At 73.5% G+C, this 15,624-nt stretch carries 19 protein-coding genes; 8 read left to right on the top strand and 11 right to left on the bottom strand.

Translation table 11 applies throughout. The features are described 5' to 3' along the window. Positions 1–88: 88 nt before the first annotated feature. From BKA22_RS00740 to BKA22_RS00730, 3 genes are all read left to right on the top strand, one after another. Positions 89–349, top strand: a complete 261-nt coding sequence (locus BKA22_RS00740; protein ID WP_146952096.1) for a hypothetical protein — start codon at positions 89–91, stop codon at positions 347–349. A gap of 197 nt (positions 350–546) precedes the next feature. Then, positions 547–822: a hypothetical protein gene (locus BKA22_RS00735; RefSeq protein WP_146952097.1), complete on the top strand. Its 276-nt coding sequence runs from the start codon at positions 547–549 to the stop codon at positions 820–822. A gap of 613 nt (positions 823–1,435) precedes the next feature. Continuing rightward, a complete protein-coding gene (locus tag BKA22_RS00730; RefSeq protein WP_146952098.1) occupies positions 1,436–2,713 on the top strand; it encodes a wax ester/triacylglycerol synthase domain-containing protein in 1,278 nt (425 codons plus the stop codon). Between the two features lie 22 nt (positions 2,714–2,735). On the opposite strand, the gene BKA22_RS00725 is transcribed toward BKA22_RS00730, so the two are convergent. Together BKA22_RS00725 and BKA22_RS20220 are read right to left on the bottom strand one after the other, a co-directional pair. Further along, a complete protein-coding gene (locus BKA22_RS00725; protein WP_179561577.1) occupies positions 2,736–3,704 on the bottom strand; it encodes a 2-hydroxyacid dehydrogenase in 969 nt (322 codons plus the stop codon). A gap of 58 nt (positions 3,705–3,762) precedes the next feature. Further along, on the bottom strand, positions 3,763–4,359 hold the full coding sequence (locus BKA22_RS20220) for a hypothetical protein (RefSeq protein ID WP_179561576.1): 597 nt from the start codon (positions 4,357–4,359) through the stop codon (positions 3,763–3,765). A gap of 188 nt (positions 4,360–4,547) precedes the next feature. Between BKA22_RS20220 and gtfA the strand changes: the two genes are divergently transcribed. Then, positions 4,548–6,035 (top strand): sucrose phosphorylase, encoded by a 1,488-nt coding sequence (gene gtfA / locus BKA22_RS00715; RefSeq protein WP_146952100.1) that lies wholly within the window; start codon positions 4,548–4,550, stop codon positions 6,033–6,035. Between the two features lie 39 nt (positions 6,036–6,074). Here the strand turns inward: gtfA and BKA22_RS00710 are convergent, their stop codons facing one another. Beyond that, a complete protein-coding gene (locus BKA22_RS00710; RefSeq protein WP_223203466.1) occupies positions 6,075–6,911 on the bottom strand; it encodes a Cof-type HAD-IIB family hydrolase in 837 nt (278 codons plus the stop codon). A 111-nt stretch (positions 6,912–7,022) separates the two neighbouring features. Continuing rightward, positions 7,023–7,439, bottom strand: coding sequence for a VOC family protein (locus BKA22_RS00705; protein WP_146952101.1), 417 nt, complete (start codon positions 7,437–7,439; stop codon positions 7,023–7,025). 230 nt (positions 7,440–7,669) lie between these two features. On the opposite strand from BKA22_RS00705, the gene BKA22_RS00700 reads away from it, so the two are divergent. Next, positions 7,670–8,950 (top strand): methyl-accepting chemotaxis protein, encoded by a 1,281-nt coding sequence (locus tag BKA22_RS00700; protein ID WP_146952102.1) that lies wholly within the window; start codon positions 7,670–7,672, stop codon positions 8,948–8,950. An 83-nt stretch (positions 8,951–9,033) separates the two neighbouring features. Here BKA22_RS00700 and BKA22_RS00695 read toward each other — a convergent pair whose 3' ends face one another. Continuing rightward, the gene (locus tag BKA22_RS00695; RefSeq protein ID WP_146952103.1) at positions 9,034–9,933 is read right to left on the bottom strand and encodes a CHAP domain-containing protein; all 900 of its coding nucleotides are present in this window, start codon (positions 9,931–9,933) and stop codon (positions 9,034–9,036) included. Then, the gene (locus BKA22_RS00690; RefSeq protein ID WP_179561575.1) at positions 9,930–10,088 is read right to left on the bottom strand and encodes a hypothetical protein; all 159 of its coding nucleotides are present in this window, start codon (positions 10,086–10,088) and stop codon (positions 9,930–9,932) included. Before BKA22_RS00690 ends, BKA22_RS00695 begins: the two co-directional genes overlap by 4 nt. A gap of 245 nt (positions 10,089–10,333) precedes the next feature. Between BKA22_RS00690 and BKA22_RS00685 the strand changes: the two genes are divergently transcribed. Genes BKA22_RS00685 through BKA22_RS00675 form a run of 3 tightly spaced genes read left to right on the top strand, consistent with a single transcriptional unit; the run spans position 10,334 to position 12,519 of the window. Further along, positions 10,334–11,137 (top strand): alpha/beta fold hydrolase, encoded by an 804-nt coding sequence (locus BKA22_RS00685; RefSeq protein ID WP_179561574.1) that lies wholly within the window; start codon positions 10,334–10,336, stop codon positions 11,135–11,137. A gap of 16 nt (positions 11,138–11,153) precedes the next feature. Beyond that, positions 11,154–11,978: an esterase/lipase family protein gene (locus BKA22_RS00680; RefSeq protein WP_179561573.1), complete on the top strand. Its 825-nt coding sequence runs from the start codon at positions 11,154–11,156 to the stop codon at positions 11,976–11,978. Between the two features lie 4 nt (positions 11,979–11,982). Beyond that, positions 11,983–12,519, top strand: a complete 537-nt coding sequence (locus BKA22_RS00675) for an HdeD family acid-resistance protein (protein WP_146952105.1) — start codon at positions 11,983–11,985, stop codon at positions 12,517–12,519. Positions 12,520–12,600: 81 nt separating this feature from the next. Here the strand turns inward: BKA22_RS00675 and mtnN are convergent, their stop codons facing one another. The 5 genes from mtnN to BKA22_RS00650 all read right to left on the bottom strand — a co-directional run bounded on the left by mtnN (position 12,601) and on the right by BKA22_RS00650 (position 15,616). Then, positions 12,601–13,308 carry a 5'-methylthioadenosine/S-adenosylhomocysteine nucleosidase gene (gene mtnN / locus BKA22_RS00670; RefSeq protein WP_146952106.1) on the bottom strand — a complete coding sequence of 236 codons (708 nt, stop codon included), beginning with the start codon at positions 13,306–13,308 and terminating at the stop codon, positions 12,601–12,603. After that, positions 13,305–13,781, bottom strand: a complete 477-nt coding sequence (locus BKA22_RS00665; protein WP_257024074.1) for an S-ribosylhomocysteine lyase — start codon at positions 13,779–13,781, stop codon at positions 13,305–13,307. Before BKA22_RS00665 ends, mtnN begins: the two co-directional genes overlap by 4 nt. A 64-nt stretch (positions 13,782–13,845) precedes the next feature. Beyond that, positions 13,846–14,721: a pentapeptide repeat-containing protein gene (locus BKA22_RS00660; protein ID WP_146952107.1), complete on the bottom strand. Its 876-nt coding sequence runs from the start codon at positions 14,719–14,721 to the stop codon at positions 13,846–13,848. Then, on the bottom strand, positions 14,711–15,082 hold the full coding sequence (locus BKA22_RS00655) for an RNA-binding S4 domain-containing protein (protein ID WP_146952108.1): 372 nt from the start codon (positions 15,080–15,082) through the stop codon (positions 14,711–14,713). The genes BKA22_RS00660 and BKA22_RS00655 overlap by 11 nt, the downstream gene beginning before the upstream one ends. Before the next feature lie 51 nt (positions 15,083–15,133). Continuing rightward, a complete protein-coding gene (locus tag BKA22_RS00650; protein WP_218866446.1) occupies positions 15,134–15,616 on the bottom strand; it encodes an SRPBCC domain-containing protein in 483 nt (160 codons plus the stop codon). Positions 15,617–15,624: the final 8 nt, after the last annotated feature.

The following is a 15,624-nucleotide window of genomic DNA, read 5'->3' as shown; positions in this document are numbered from 1 at the left end:
ACGGTCACGCAGTCGGCGAGGATGCCACGCCACGCGCTGAACCCCCAGAGGAAGCGGTCCGACGCCGCCGGACCTCTACCTTGGGCGCATGGCCTCGACGACCGACTTCGAGCTGGTTCCGGTGAACGGGCGGCTCAAGTTCACCGACGCGACCTGGGACAAGGCCCTCGTCCACCTGCTTGAGTTCCAACCCGCCAAGCGCGTCGTGCTCGTGGGTGAACCACCGAGCGCGATTCGCGTCACGGCCTATGGAGACGGATGCGTCCCCGAGATCGCACCGGCGATCCTTGCCCGGCTGAGTGAGCTGGCCGGAGTCGAGCTCAGGCTCGTAGCGCCGCCGGGTCCGTGAGGCGCCAGTCGGACCGCGCTCGGCGACGTCGGGGCGTGGTCGTCGAGTTGCCGGCCGCAGGCACGCCGGGCGTGTGGCGGGGTGCAGTAGTCGACGCTTTTCGGGTCGCCGGCGCAGATGACTCACCACCGCGCTGACCGCGCCGGCGGGGTCCTCGCCGCAATCGTGGTCTGGCTTCGGAGTGCGACCATCGAGAGATGACGATGATCCTCGGCGAGGGCTGGACGATCGAGCGCGTCCGCGGTCACTCCGGCGACGCAACTGCAGAGCTGCTCTCACTGGACCGGAGCACGTACCTCGACGATGGCCACGATCTCGTTCCGCTCACCCCCCGGGCGATCATCAAAGTCGGCGGGCTGATCCTCTTACGGCACGACGAGGACTGGTACATGGGCGAACTCGACGACGACGGCACCGTCGTTTGCTGGAGCGCCTACGCGTCTGACCTCGGTGACGCCATCAACGCGCTCTGACCTGCAGCGCTACCCCCAGGGACGGCGAGATGGGGGACACGCCCTAAGCCGCCAGGTCGTGCCACGCAGCGCGTGCTGTGCCGCTGGCGCTCGCAGCAGAGGTGATCGCCGCGTTCGTGGCTGTGCAGTTCGCCCAACTGCCGTAGGGCTTGATCAAGTCGCCGACGGGTGACCAACCGCCGATGCGCACCGGTGCGCGGTGCTGGCGCCACGCGGCGTCCTCGCCTAGCGTGTGCGGCGTCAAGGCAATGAGCCACACACCGGCGCCGCGCATATGAGGCAGGCCCAGGTGCGGACCGGAATGTGAGTCCGGCGCGCACTCTTCTCTGGAAGAGTCGCCATGCCGACCTGCTCCAAGATCCCTTACCCGACTCCTCGCGCTGCCGCTCGTGCGCTCAAGTACGTGCAGATGGCCCTGCGAGCAAGGGGACGAACGTCGCCGGTCGCGGTGCACCCGTGCACCCATTGCGCTGACCAGTGGCACCTCACGTCGCAACCTGCCAGGTCAACGGCATCCCGGCGGTGGCAGGCCCTGGCCGGGCTTCGGTGAGCACCGGCTCGCCACGGCAGTTTCTGCCGCTTCGGTCCGAGATCGGGCTGGCATCCTCAGGGCGTGACAGGTGAGCGAGTCGGCGCCGGAGATCTGGTCGAGTGGCTGACGGACGTCGGACCGGCGCCCAAGCAGGTCGGCGCGCTGCTGGTGCTGGGTGGTTCCGACATCGACGTGATGGACGTCGAGCGGGTGCTCGTCGAGCGGTTCGGGAAGCTGCGACGGTTCGGTCAGCGGCTCGAGCAGTCCGGGCGGGGTCGCCCGCGGTGGGTTGATGCCGGTGCCCAGTCGGTCGCCGGTCAGGTCAGTCGTCTCACCTGTCCGGCGCCAGGTGATCAGGAGGCGCTGCTGGCGGTGGCGACGGCGGCGCTGACCCGGCCGCTGGACCGGTCCGGGCCGTTGTGGCGTGCGGAGGTCGTGGACGGGCTCGCGGGCGGAGGCGTGGCCGTCGTGCTTGTTCTGCACCACGTGCTGGCCGACGGGCTCGGTGGGTTGGCGGTGCTGTCGCGCCTGGTCGACGACTCGTCCGAGCCGGTGCCAGCGGGCGGGGTGGTGGGGGCACCCGGAGCCCCGCGGGGTTCGGGCGCGCCGAGGCCGGTGGTCCTGCCGGCCGATGCCTCGGCGGTGCGGGTCCGTCGTCGGGTCGGGGCCCCGCGCACCTCGCTCAACGTCCCGACCGGCCCGCGGCGGGTGACGGTCGTCGTCGAGGCGGACCTCGCGACGACGAAGGCCGCGGGGCGGACGCGCGGCGCAACCGTGAACGACGTCCTGCTGGTGGTCGTCGCCGGGGCGGCGGGCCGATTGCTGCGGGCTCGGGGGGAGGACGTCGACGCGCTCGTCGTGTCGGTCGCGGTGGCCACCCGCGCGCCGGACGCGGCGCACGGGCTCGGCAACCATGTCGGCGTCATGCCCGTGCGGGTGCCGTTGCATGGGTCGGCGGGGGATCGGCTGGCGGCTGTCACCCGGCAGACACGGCGGCACAAGGGGCATGCCCGTCGCACCTCGACCGCGCTGGTCCGGCCGCTGTTCCGTCTGGCCGTGGCCACGGGGACCTACCAGCGGGTCATCGAGAACCAACGGCTCGTGAACATCTTCCTCACCAACATGATCGGTCCGACCAGCCCGATCACGTTCGCGGGTGCGTCTGTCGAGCGGCTGGTGCCGATCGTCGTCGGCGCCGGGAACGTGCCGACGGCGTTCGCCGCCCTGTCCTACGCGGGCACGCTCACGGTGTCCGTGGACGTCGACCCGGACGCCGTGCCGGAGGTCGAGGCGCTCACCGCGGCGCTCAACGACGAGCTGCAGGAAGTCCTCGCGCTGGCGCCGCCTGAGCCCTCCTGAGCGTGAGGGTGTCGCCTGCGCCTCAGTTGACGATCCGGACGGGGTCGCCGGCGAAGAAGCGCTCGACGCACTCCACCGTGCCCTCGGCCATCCGCCGCAGGGCCTGCGGGGTGCGGAAGCCGAGGTGCGGCGTGAACGTGGTGCCGGGCGCCTGGAGCAGCGGGTCGTCGGCGGGCAAGGGTTCGGGGTCGAACACGTCGATCGCGGCGAGCAGGTCGCCACGGGCCAGCCGGGTCGCGAGCGCGCCGGGGGCGATGAGCTCGCCGCGGGCGGTGTTCACCAGGATCGTGCCGGGTCGCAGCAGGTCGAGCCGCTCGAGGGTCAGCAGGCCGCGGGTCTGCGGGGTCAGTGGCAGGTGCAGGCTCACCGCGTCGCACGTCGCGAGCAGCTCGTCCAGCTCGAGCCAGCGGGCGTCCGGGCCGGCCAGGGCGGTCAGGTCCGGGTGGGGCGAGCGGTCCCACGCGTGCACGTGCATGCCCAGCGCGGCGGCGATCTGCGCGAACGTGCGTCCGATCCCGCCGAAGCCGACGACGCCGATCCGCATGCCGCCCAGTTCCGGGCCGAGCATGCCCGACCAGTCGCCCGCGCGCACCGTCCGGTCGCCGACCGCGACCGAGCGGGCCGCACCGAGCAGCAGCGCGAGCGCGTGCTCGGCCACCGCCCGGTCGCCGTAGCCGGTGACGTTCGAGACCGCGATGCCGTGCTCGCGTGCCGTGGGCAGATCGACGTAGGAGGCCGCGCCGGTGCCGGTGAACGCCAGGAGCCGGGTGCGTCCGCCGATCGCCCGCAGGGTGTCGGACGTCAGGTGGGTGGACAGCAGCCCGGCGTCCGCGTCCGCCAGTCGTGCGCGGACCTGCGCGTCGTCCGGGACGTCGAGGTGCACGGTCAGGTCACCGACCGCCTCGAGCCGCTCGCGCAGGGGCGAGGCGTCGAAGAGGGCGGCCAGGCCGCCCTCACCACTGGGACACACGATGCGGGGACGGGCGCTCACGCGTGCAACGTAGCGGCCGCACGTGTCGGGCACGTGTCGCCCCCGGGTGCGCGCGGGCTCAGGTGTCGCTGCCCGAGGCGCTTCCGGAGTCCGTGCCCGAGTCGGTGCCCGAGCCGGAGTCGGGTGCGGTGTCGGTGCCGCCCTGACCCGTGCGGTCGTCGGGTCGTGTGCCGTCCTCCGGCATGCCGGGGCGGTCGCCCCACCCGTCCTCGCCGGGGGTGAACTGCCCCTGGTCGCCGCCGCCTGCATGACCGACCGCGTAGCCGCCGCCGAACCCGGCGCCCGCGGCCAGGACGACCGCCACAGCGCCCGTGATCACGGGATGGGTCGCCAGCGAGGCACGGATGCGGGCGAGGAATCCCGTGCTCGGCCCGGACGCGCCGGTGGCCGTGCCCTCGTCGGTCGCCGTGCCGGCGGCCGCGGCCAGGGCGAGGAGCGGGTCGGTGGTGGCCGGGGCGGGTGCCGCGATCCCCGGTGCCGAGGCCGGCGGCTGGGTGACCGTCGTCGGGTCGACCGTCTCGACCGGCGCGATCTGCTCGGTGGCCTCGAGGTCCGGCGCGTCCGGATCGGTGGGCGGGGTCGCAGGCAGCGGTGCCGTCGCGCGGGCGTCGTCGGCGGTGCCGCCGGGTGTGCCGGCGGTCGGTGTGGTGGTCACGAGTGCCTCCCAGCAGGTGACAGGGGTGTCGAACGGTTGACCACCACCGTGATCGACCCGGCTGGAGCCGCGCCGGGTGCTACCGATGAGCCCGCTGTGAACGCCCGTGGCCTGCAGGCGCACGGGTGCGGTGGAAGGGTGGGTCTGGAGCCCTCGACGACGAGGGCCCGGGAGGGTCGAGGAGCGGTATGCGCAACCAGGTCCAGCTCATCACGTACGCCGACCGGCTCGGCGGCACGATCGCCGGCACGGCCCAGGTGCTGCACGACGTCTTCGGCGACAGCGTCGGCGGGGTGCACCTGCTGCCCTTCTTCACCCCGTACGACGGCGCCGACGCCGGGTTCGACCCGGTCGACCACACGGCCGTCGACCCACGGCTGGGCACCTGGGACGACGTGCGCGCCCTCGCCCGCGACCGCGACGTCGTCGTCGACGTGATCGTCAACCACGTCTCGGCGGACTCCGCCGCGTTCGAGGACGTCGTGCGGCGGGGCCGGGCCTCCGAGCACGCGGCCCTGTTCCTCACGTTCGACGATGTGTTCCCCGACGGCGCGCACGAGGCCGACCTCGCCGCGGTGTACCGCCCTCGGCCCGGACTGCCGCTCACGCCGATGACGCTCGGTGGCGAGCGTCGCCTGGTCTGGACGACCTTCACGCCGCAGCAGGTCGACATCGACGTGCGCGCCGAGGCGGGCCGCGCGTACCTCACCCAGATCCTCCGGACCCTCGCCGACGCCGGGGTCAGGATGATCCGGCTCGACGCCGTGGGGTACGCGATCAAGACCGCCGGCACGACCTGCTTCATGACGCCCGAGACGTTCGCGTTCATCGACGAGCTCACCGCGCAGGCCCGCGGGCTCGGGCTCGACGTGCTCGTCGAGGTGCACTCCTACTACCAGCGGCAGGTCGAGATCGGTCGCCGCGTCGACCGGGTGTACGACTTCGCGCTGCCCCCGCTCGTGCTGCACGGGCTGTTCACGGGAGACGGCGCCCCGTTGGCCCGGTGGATGCGCGAACGGCCCACCAACGCGGTCACGGTGCTCGACACGCACGACGGCATCGGGGTCATCGACGTCGGCCCCGACCAGACCGAGCCCGACCGTCCCGGCCTGCTGCGGCCCGGGCAGATCGACGCGCTCGTCGAGGGCATCCACGACAGGTCCGCCGGCGCCTCACGCCTGGCCACCGGGCAGGCCGCCTCGAACCTCGACCTCTACCAGGTGAACTGCACGTTCTACGACGCGCTCGGGCGCGACGACCGCCGCTACCTGGCGGCGCGGGCGCTGCAGTTCTTCACCCCGGGGATCCCGCAGGTGTACTACGTCGGTGCGCTCGCCGGGCGCAACGACCTCGAGCTGCTCGACGACTCCGGCGTGGGCCGCGACATCAACCGCCACCGGTACACCCGCGAGGACATCGACGCCGAGGTGAGCCGACCGGTCGTCGCCGCGCTGGTCGCGCTCATGCGGCTGCGCAGCACGCTCGAGGTGTTCGACGGCGTCTTCGCGTTCCGCACCGAGGACGACGACCACGTCCTGCACCTGGACTGGTCCCACGAGGCACGCTCCGCCGCCCTGCAGGTGGACCTGCGGACGGGCGACTGCGTGCTCGAGTGGACGGACGGCGCCGCGCACGGCCGCACGACGGACCTCCTGGAGGACCCGCCGCACCGCTGACACGGGGCCCGACCCGCCGCGCCGGTGCGCGCGAGCCGCTCAGCCCAGACCGAGCACCGACGTGATGGTCCGCACGACCCCGTTGCGGGTGTTCGCCGGGGCGACGAACCGCGCCTGCTCGCGCACCTGCGGGTGCGCGTTGTCCATCGCGAACGAGAGGTCCGCGGCCGCGAGCAGCCCGAGGTCGTTGAGGTAGTCGCCGAACGCCATCGTGTGCTCCGGCCCGATGCCGAGGTCCGCCTGCACCTGGCGCAGCGCGGCGCCCTTGTCGGCCGTCGGGCTCATCACGTCGACCCAGTGCGCGCCGGAGACGACCACCCGGTGCAGGCCCTCGAACGGGCGCAGGGTGTGCGCGACGCCGTCCTGGGCGGACCCGAAGTCGTAGACCGCGACCTTGAGCACCTCGTCGTCGACCTCCCGCAGGTCGTCGACCACCTCGAGCCGGGCGTAGTAGGTCCGCGCCTGGTCGAGGAAGACCTCGTCGGTGCGCTCCACGTACGCCGAGTCGATCCCGCAGACCACGGCGCCCACGTCACCGCCGAGCACGGTGTGCCGGCGCACCGCATCGACCAGCGCGTGCATCGTCGGCAGGTCGATGCCGTCGGAGCTGACGCGGCGGCCGTCGCGCACGACGTACGCACCGTTCTCGGCGATGTAGACCAGGTCGTCCCGGCCGAAGCGTTGACGCAGGTTGGCGTACTGCCGGCCGCTCGCCGGGCAGAACGCGACGCCGCGCCGGTCGAGCTCGTCGAGCAGCGGCCACAGCGAGTCGTCGATGCGGTCCTGGTCGTCGAGCAGCGAGCCGTCCATGTCGACGGCGATCAGGCGCACGTCGGGGACGGCCTCGAGGACGGGGGGTTCGAGCACGGGGGTCACCGGCCGATCCTCCCAGGACCGGCCGCCGCGCCCGAAACCGGTCCGCCGACCGGGCGCACGTCCGGCTGACTTCGGGCTCAGGCCCGGGCTCAGGCCGGGCCCATGTGCGGCTCAGGCGGGCGTGCCCGCGATGTTGACCAGCCACGGCACGCCGAACTTGTCGACCAGCATGCCGAAGGAGTCGCCCCACGGCGCCGTGCGCAGCGGCTCGGTGATCGTCGCGCCCTCGCTGAGCCGGTCCCAGTAGCCGCGCAGCTCGGCCTCGTCCTCGCCGCTGAGCGAGACCGAGTGGTTCGTCCCGGGCGTCAGCTCCATGACGTTCGGGGTGTCCGCGGCCATGAGCGTCAGGCCGCCCTCGGTGAGCAGCTGGGAGTGCATGATCTTGTCCTGCTCGGCCGGGTCCTCACTGGCGTGCATCTCGGCGAACGTCATCGACGTGAGCTCACCGCCGAAGACGGACCGGTAGAACTCCATCGCGTCCTTCGCCTCGGAGCGGAAGCCGAGGTACGGGTTGAGTCGCGTGGTCATGGGGGACCTCCTCGCGTGCCGTGGGGTGATGTGCCCTCCGAGTATCGAACCGACCGCCCACACGCGCACGGGCGCGGCACCTCGTCTGCTGACGACCGGAGGCGGCGGGCCCGAGTGGTGGCCCGCGCGCGGGTGAACCCGCAGGTGAACGCTCATGCGCCCGAACTGGGTGTCGATGGTCGGGCCTGCAGGGGTCGGTCCCCGGCCCGACACGAGATCAGGAGCTCCCCGTGCGACTCAGCCGTCGCGAAGACCGCACCGCCGCGGTCGCCGGCACCACCGCCTCCCAGGGATCGGACGGATCGGTGGGCGTCCCGCTCGCCACGGTCCGTCGGCTGATGAACCGAAGCGACGACCTCGGCCTGGCCGTGGAGGACCTCGCAGAGTCGTGCGAGCGCGTCAACGCCTCGACGAGCGACACCGCGCGTGCCGCCGTGTCGGCGAGCGCCGCGACCGCCCAGGTCGAGGCCGGCTCCGGCCAGGTCGCCGCCGCCGTGCAGCAGATGGCGGCCGCGATGCGCGAGGTCGCCCAGTCGGCCGCGGCTGCCACGACCGTGACCGGACTGGCCGCCGAGGCGACGCACGACGTCCGGGACTCCGTCGAGCGGCTCGCCGCCTCGACGACCCAGATCGAGGGCGTCGTCGGGATCGTCACCGGCATCTCCGACCGCACCCGCATGCTCGCGCTCAACGCGACCATCGAAGCGGCGCGCGCGGGCGAGGCAGGCAAGGGCTTCGCCGTGGTGGCCGAGGAGGTCAAGAACCTGGCGGCGCAGTCGGGCGACGCGACCACGCGGATCGGCGAGCAGCTGGCCGACCTGACCGCCGACAGCGAGGGCGTGCGGACCGCGGTCGACCGCATCGACGAGATCCTCGGGCGAATCGAGGCCCTGCAGCAGACGATCGCCGCGGCCGTCGAGCAGCAGACCGCGGCGATCGAGTCGATCACGCGGTCGGCGACCGAGTCGGCCGACGCCGCGCGCGACCTGGACGGTGCGGTCAGCGCGTCGACCCACGCCGCGCGTGACGCCGCGGAGGCGATCGGGCGGGCGATGCAGTGGCTCGGGCGCGTGAGCACGACCGTGCGCGAGCAGCGTGAGGAGATCGCAGGCCTGAGCTCGGGGATCGAGGTGCACCCGCTGCGGGCCGCGCTCGTCGCGCACGCGGCGTGGAAGCGACGGCTGCGCGAGTCGATCGACACCGGGCGGATGCCGCAGGGCACCACGATGGCCGCCGCCGGGCGCGACGACGCGTGCGCGTTCGGGAAGTGGCTGCACGGTGCCGAGGCGCGCGCGCTCGACGCGACGCGGTGCCGGACGGTGACGGGGCTGCACGCCGAGTTCCACAGGTCCGCCGCGCGCGTGCTCACCGAGGCCACCGCCGGCCGCGCCGACGCGGCACGGGCGGCGATGGCCGCCACCGACGGGTACGCCGGGGCGGCCTCGGCCCTCACCGACGCCCTCGTGGAGTGGGCGGGTGCCGTCGAGGGCCAGCGGCGCGACGCCGCCTGACCACCTCCGTGGGGGAGGCGATCACCCGGCGAGCACCCCGCTGACCGCGCCCGTAGGCCACACCTGCTGATCAGGCCGGCCGATCACACCCGGCCGTAGGTCGCCCCGCGGGTCGTGGCGTTGTTCAGCGCGAACTGCAGGACCTTGACGGTCTGCGGCCCGGCGATCCCGTCGAAGTCCAGCAGCCGACCGATGAGGTTCTGCTGGTGCACGGGGTTCATCGCGTTCCGCAGCCAGAACTGGCGGACCTGGATCGTCCGGGGTCCCTGGTCGCCGTCGACCGCCAGGGCCGGCCGGCCGGTGAGGTTCTGCACGTGACCGCTCGCGACCACCGAGTTCAGGAACGTCTGGTCGGCGGCGATGAGCGCCGAGAACCCGGGGCTGATGGTGAAGTCGATCGGCGTGCCCATGACCTCCTGCCACCGTCCGATCGTCGCCGGACCCAGCTGCCCGTCGAGCACGAGCGTGAGGGACCCGTCGGCGTTGCGCGCCTGCGCGGGTGCGGGCGCCGCGCCGTGGGTGGCGGCGTAGGCGGGCCGACCGTAGCCGACGATGAACGAGCGCCGACGCTTGCGCGCGCACAGACCGCCGTTGCGCTGGTCACCCCCGGGTCCGGAGGTGTTGCCCTCGATCGTCTGCACCGAGCCGTCGGCCCCGACCTGCTCGACGAGCGCGACGTGGCTGATCCGGTCCGGACGGCCAGGGAAGTCGAAGTAGACGACGTCACCCCGGTCGACCCCGCCGAGCCCGGCGTGCCAGCCGCCGTGCGTGCGGAACCACTGCGCCCCGGCGGGCGTGTAGGCGTGGTGCGGGATGATGTCGCGCGCGCCGGCCTGGTCGGCGACCCACGAGACGAACATCGCGCACCACGGCCCGCGGGGGTCGCCGTACCAGGTGCCGAACCGTGACGGGGTGCCCGGTGCGGCGAAGTAGCCGATCTGCGACGCGGCGGCACCGATCACCGCGTCAGCCGTGGCGGTCATGGCTCCGCCTCGGTCGGTGCCGTCAGACCGAGGTCGTCGGGCGTCTGCTCGGGGTCCGGGTACTCGTCGGGCGGGAACGTCGTGGGCTCGAGGAGCGTGGCGTCGCGGCTCGTCGTCGCGACGGCGACGGCCGGACTGGGGGAGTGCGTGGTCATGGCCTGACACCTCTCGTGGGTTCACCTGGTGGGAGGACCCCGCGTCGTCGGCCTGTCGGTCGGCGTGCGGCCGTCCACCCGGAAGGAGGCGTCGGGACGCGGGGCAGATACACCTCGGGAGCGCGCAGCGGTGCGCCGCGCGGCGCACCGTGGGGGCGAGTGCCTCCCGACCAGCGGGTCGGCCCGCGTTCTGCCACGATCGGAGCAGCCACGATCGGGAACGTCGCCGGACGAAGGGTCGTCACATGCCGCACTCGCTCAAAGCCTCGGACGCGCCGACGGGCTTGAGCATCCGGCTGGACCGTGTCGCGCACGGCGGCATGTACCTGCGGGCGTGGCGGATGACCCTGGACCGCTCGACGCAGGTCACCGGCGAGCGGCGGCACGACATCGTCCTGGTGCACGGCCTGGGGGTCAGCTCGCAGTACTTCGAGCGCCTCGCGCTGCGGCTGGCCGACGTCGGGGTCGTGCACCTGCTCGACCTGCCGGGGTTCGCCGGGGTGCCGCGTCCGGCCAGGCAGCCCTCCATCGAGGACTTCGCCGCCCTCGTCGCCTGGTGGGTGCGGCGCGAGGCGCTCGCGGCCCCGGTGCTGGTCGGGCACTCGATGGGCTCGCAGATCGTCACCGAGGTCCTGGCCACCGAGCCGGACCTGGCCACGCACGGCGTGCTGATCGGCCCCCCGGTCAACGTCGCCGAGCGTTCGGCCGGCCGGCAGGCGCTGCGTCTGGTGCAGAGCTCGGTGCGCGAGTCCTCCCGCACGCGGCGGATCGCCCTGTCCGGCTACGCCCAGTGCGGCCCGTACTGGTTCTCCCAGGTGCTGCCGCGCATGCTCGCGTACCCCATCGAGGAGCGCATGGCGAAGGTCGACGCCCCCACGCTCGTGATCCGCGGTGAGCACGACGCGGTCGCCCCGCGCGACTGGGTCGAGATGGTCGCCCGGGCCGCCCCAGCCGCAGGCACCGCGGAGGTGCCCGGTGCCGCGCACGCGGTCATCTACGACCACTCCGACGCGGTCGCGGCGCTCATCCTCGACCACATCGCGCGCTGAGGCGGTCGATCCGGCGATGAACCACCCGACGCACCACCCGTCCCGTCAGCCGGTCAAGCGGGCGGCCGGACGCCCGGTGCACCCGGGGCTGCTCGTCCGACGTGGCGCCGCGTGGGCCGCCGACTACGCGTGGATCGGGGCGGCGCAGGCCCGGGCGGCGATGCGTCGGCTCAAGCCGTCCGAGCTGACGTCCGGGCACCGCGACCCGGTCGTCCTGCTGCCGGGCATCTACGAGACCTGGGCGGTCATGTCCCCGTTGGCGCTCGCGCTGCACGACGCCGGCCACCCGGTGCACACCGTGCCGGCGCTCGGGCTCAACCAGGCGAGCCTGGCGCACTTGGCCCGGCAGGTGCAGGCGCGGATCGACGCGCTCGGGATCGACCGCGCCCTGCTCGTGGCGCACTCCAAGGGTGGTCTGATCGGCAAGCTCGCCATGAGCTCGCAGGACGCCGAGGACGAGGACCGTGTCACCGGACTGGTGGCCGTCAACACCCCGTTCTCCGGCTCGGCCTACGCCCGCTGGTTCCCCGCCCGGCCCGTGCGCGCGCTCTCCCCGCGCGACCCGCACGTGCTCGCGCTGGCCACCCGCGAGCACGTGCACGACCGGATCGTGTCGGTCTACGCGCGGTTCGACCCGCACGTGCCCGCGGGGAGCGAGCTGCCCGGGGCGAGGAACGTCGAGCTGCCCGTCGACGGGCACTTCCGGGTGCTCGCCGACCCGCGGGTGCACCAGGCGGTGCTGGACGCGATGGCCCACCTGGCCGGCCGCGCCGACCCGGGCGAGGACCGGGACGAAGACCGATCAGAAGTCCGACCAGAAGACCGAGAAGAACGGAAGTGATCCGATGGCCACACCCGTGATCGAGCGTCGCCGCACCGGCTGGGACGTCATCCTGGGCATCCTGCTCGTCATCGGCGGGTTCGTCGTCCTGGGAGACGTCGTGCTCGCCACAGCCGTCTCGGTCCTCGTCATCGCGTGGACCAGCCTGTTCAGCGGCGTCGTGCTGCTGGTCGGCTCGTTGTTCCGGATCCGGTCCGGCGGCGCGTGGTCGGCGGCGATCGGCGGCGCCGTGCTGGCGGTGCTCGGCATCTTCATGCTGCGCAACCCGGTGATCGGGGCGGTGACCCTCACGCTCCTGGCGGGGGCGCTCTTCCTGGCCGGCGGGCTGGCGCGGATCGTGGCGGCGGTCCAGTCGCCGACGCACAAGGTGATCCTGACGATCAGCGGCGTGATCTCGATCGGCCTGGGCGTGTACGTGCTCATCAACCCGGCGGCGGCCACGCTCGTGCTGCTCGGGGTCCTGCTGGGCGTGCAGATCCTCGTCGAGGGCCTCACGCTCATCACGCTCGGCCGCATCCACCTGCGGGACGCGACCGCCTGAGCCCTGCGGGGCCCGCACACGGTGACGGGGAGGTCGGGGAGGACGCGGGCGTCGCGTCCTCCCCGACCTGGTCCTCGCTCCTCAGGCCCCCGCGGCTGCGGCGTGCAGCGCCGCGATGACGACGGCTGCCGAACGGTCGGCGGCGTCGTCCACGTGCGTCAGGAAGTCCGAACCCGCGACCGGCCCGCACAGGTCCGAGATCCCGCGGACCGACAGGAACGGCACGCCGTACAGGTGGCAGGTGTGCGCCAGCGCCGCCGACTCCATGTCGGTCGACAGCGCGGACGGGAACGCCGAACGCACCTCGTCGACCAGGGCGGCGTCGATGAACTTGTCGCCCGAGAGCATCGTCCCGGGGCGCACGTGCAGGCCCGGGGCCTCGGCCCGCAACGCCGCGGCCAGCAGCTGCTCCTCGGCGCGGTAGACCTCGGGCATGCCGGGCACCTGGCCGAGGGAGTAGCCGAAGGCGCGTGCGTCGGCGCCGGAGTACACGTAGTCGGTGCCGACGACGACCTCGCCGACCCGCACGTCGACCCCGAGCCCGCCCGCGCTGCCGGCGGAGATCACGGCGCGCGGGTGCGTGCCGTTGATCGCCACCGCGGCGGCCGTGGCAGCGTTGACCAGGCCGATGCCGCACTGCACGAGCAGCACGCCGCGCTCCCCGAACGCGACGACGCGGTGCGAGGCCTGACCGACCCGTGACTCCAGGCCGACGAAGTCGGCGCGCTCCAGGAACGGGGCGGCCTCGTCGACCATCGCCGTGACGACGACGGCGTCGACGGCGATCACGCGGTCACCGTGCTCCACTCGTCACGCGCCGCGAGGAACGTGCGCGCGGCCTCCTGGGCTCCGGTCAGCGTGTGGTTGGCGCCCCAGCCGCACTGGACCTCGTTGGCGGCCGGCACCTCGGTGGCGGTCGTGACGTCCTCGAGCGTGGACTGCACGAGGTCGAGCACGGCGTCGTAGTCCCACGTGCCCTGCAGGATCAGGTAGAAGCCGGTCTGGCAGCCCATCGGCGAGAAGTCGATCACCCGGTCGGAGTGGTTGCGCGAGTGCTCCGCGAACAGGTGCTCGAGCGAGTGCACCACGGGCATCTCGAGGTGCGCCCTGTTGGGCTGCGTGAAACGCACGTCGTACTTCTGGATGACGTCGCCCGCAGGCAGCACCTTGGTGTCCGCGAGGCGGACGTAGGGGGCCAGGACGGTCCGGTGGTCGAGGTTGAACGACTCCACGTTCATGCGCTGCTGATTCACATCGGCCATTGTGCCCCGGGAGGGAGCCCCGGGAGCAGGGGTGCGACGCATCGGTCGTTCGTGACGGGCCCCGTCACTCCCAGTGCGCCGGGCGGGCGACTCCCGGAGGCAGCACGGTGCGGGCGTCGCCGCGCGCGCCGGCCAGCTGGGGTCCCAGCGCGTACAGCGAGCTCGACAGGTCCGCACCGCGCAGGTCCGCCCCGCGCAGATCCGCGTACCGCACGTCGGCGAGCCGCAGGTCGGCGCCGTGCAGGTCGGCCCCGAGCAGCAGCGCGGCGGACAGGTCGGTGCCGCGCAGGTCCGCCCCGGCCAGCCGCGCGCCCACGAGATCGGCCCCGGACCGGTCCGCGGGCCGCGTCCGGTCGAGGTGCTCGGCGCGCACGAGCGCGCTGGCCCGCCGGAGCAGGTCGTCGGTCGCCCGTCCCCGCGAGGAGATCTCCTCGTCGATCGTGACGAGGGCCTCGGCCGGGCGGGCGGTCAGCCGCTCGACGGCGAGCGCGGCCTCGTGCAGCTCGGTGCGCAACGGTGCGGTCGCCGGTCGCTCGATCGCGTCGGCGAGGTACCAGAGCAGCTCGTGCAGCCGGCGGACCGTCGCGAAGGTCCCGAACATCGGCTGCGCGAGGGCCGCGTCGTCGCGCCACGTCCGCCCGCCGAACGTCACCTGCGTGACCTGCTGACCGGCGCCGAGGCAGTCGAACGTGGTGCAGCCCGCCATGCCGCGCGTGCGCAGGTCGGCGTGCACACGGCAGCGGAAGTCCTCGGCCAGGTTCCGGCACGGGGTTCCGGCGGCCTTGTCGAACGCGAACTCCGAGGAGCGGTGGAACGGCAGGGCGACGCAGCACAGCCCCGCGCACCGGGCGCAGTCCGCCCGCAGGCGCGCCCGCGGGTCGGGTGCGGCCTCGTCCGTGCTCTGACCCGTCGCCCGCCCGAGGTCCCGGTCAGTGGCCACGGAGCTTCTCGATCTGGCGTCGTTCGCGCTTGGTCGGCCGACCCGCGCCGCGGTCACGCGCCCCCGCGACGACCGCCAGCTCGCGGGGCACCGGCGCGGGGGAGCGGTCGAGGTAGCAGGTCACGGCCACCGGCGCGCCCACGCGCTTGACGATGGTGCGCTGCACCACGACGATCCGCTCGCGTTCGCCGCCGCGCACGTGCACCTCGTCACCGGGCACGACCATGGTCGCGGGCTTGGCGCGCTCACCGTTGACCCGCACGTGCCCGGCCCGGCAGGCGGCACCGGCGGCCGAGCGCGTCGCGAACAGTCGCACCGCCCAGCACCAGGCGTCCACGCGCGCGTGCGTCACCTCGGCCATGCCCCGACCCTCTCACGCCTGCCACGGCGGCCGGACGCCGCCGAGCCTCCCTCAGCGCGCGCGTCGACCGCTCGTCGCGACCCGCTCGAGCCGTTCGAGGAGCTGGCGCGCCCCGTCGGCCGCGTGGAAGTCCTCGAGGTGGCGCCGCCTGTCCTCGTCGGAGGCGTAGGACGTACGCATGGTCACGCGGGTGCGGCGCGGCAGCGCCTCGTCCTCGTCGAGCAGCACGACCGTGCGGGACGGACCCAGTCCCCACTCCTCGGACCCCTGGTGGACGTAGGTGAGGCCACGCGTCGGTCGCACCTCGTCGAACAGGTACAGGTTCTCGTAGTCCGTGCCGTCGGGGCTGTGCATCACGACCTCGAAGCGCCCGCCGTCGCGCAGCTCAAGCAGGCGCACCGTGCTCGTGAACCCGTCCGGTCCCCACCACGCCGCGACTGCGGACGGGTCGAGCCATGCCGCCCAGATCGCCGCCGCGGGCGCCGCCATCACGCGGGTGAGCTCCAGGTCCGGTGCGCCGTCGGGTTCGCCCACACGAGGAT

This window comes from Cellulomonas soli, from assembly GCF_013409305.1.
GTDB classification, from domain to species: domain Bacteria; phylum Actinomycetota; class Actinomycetes; order Actinomycetales; family Cellulomonadaceae; genus Cellulomonas; species Cellulomonas soli.
Note: the sequence above shows the minus strand (reverse complement) of the source record. Positions and strands in the feature narration are given on the sequence as shown.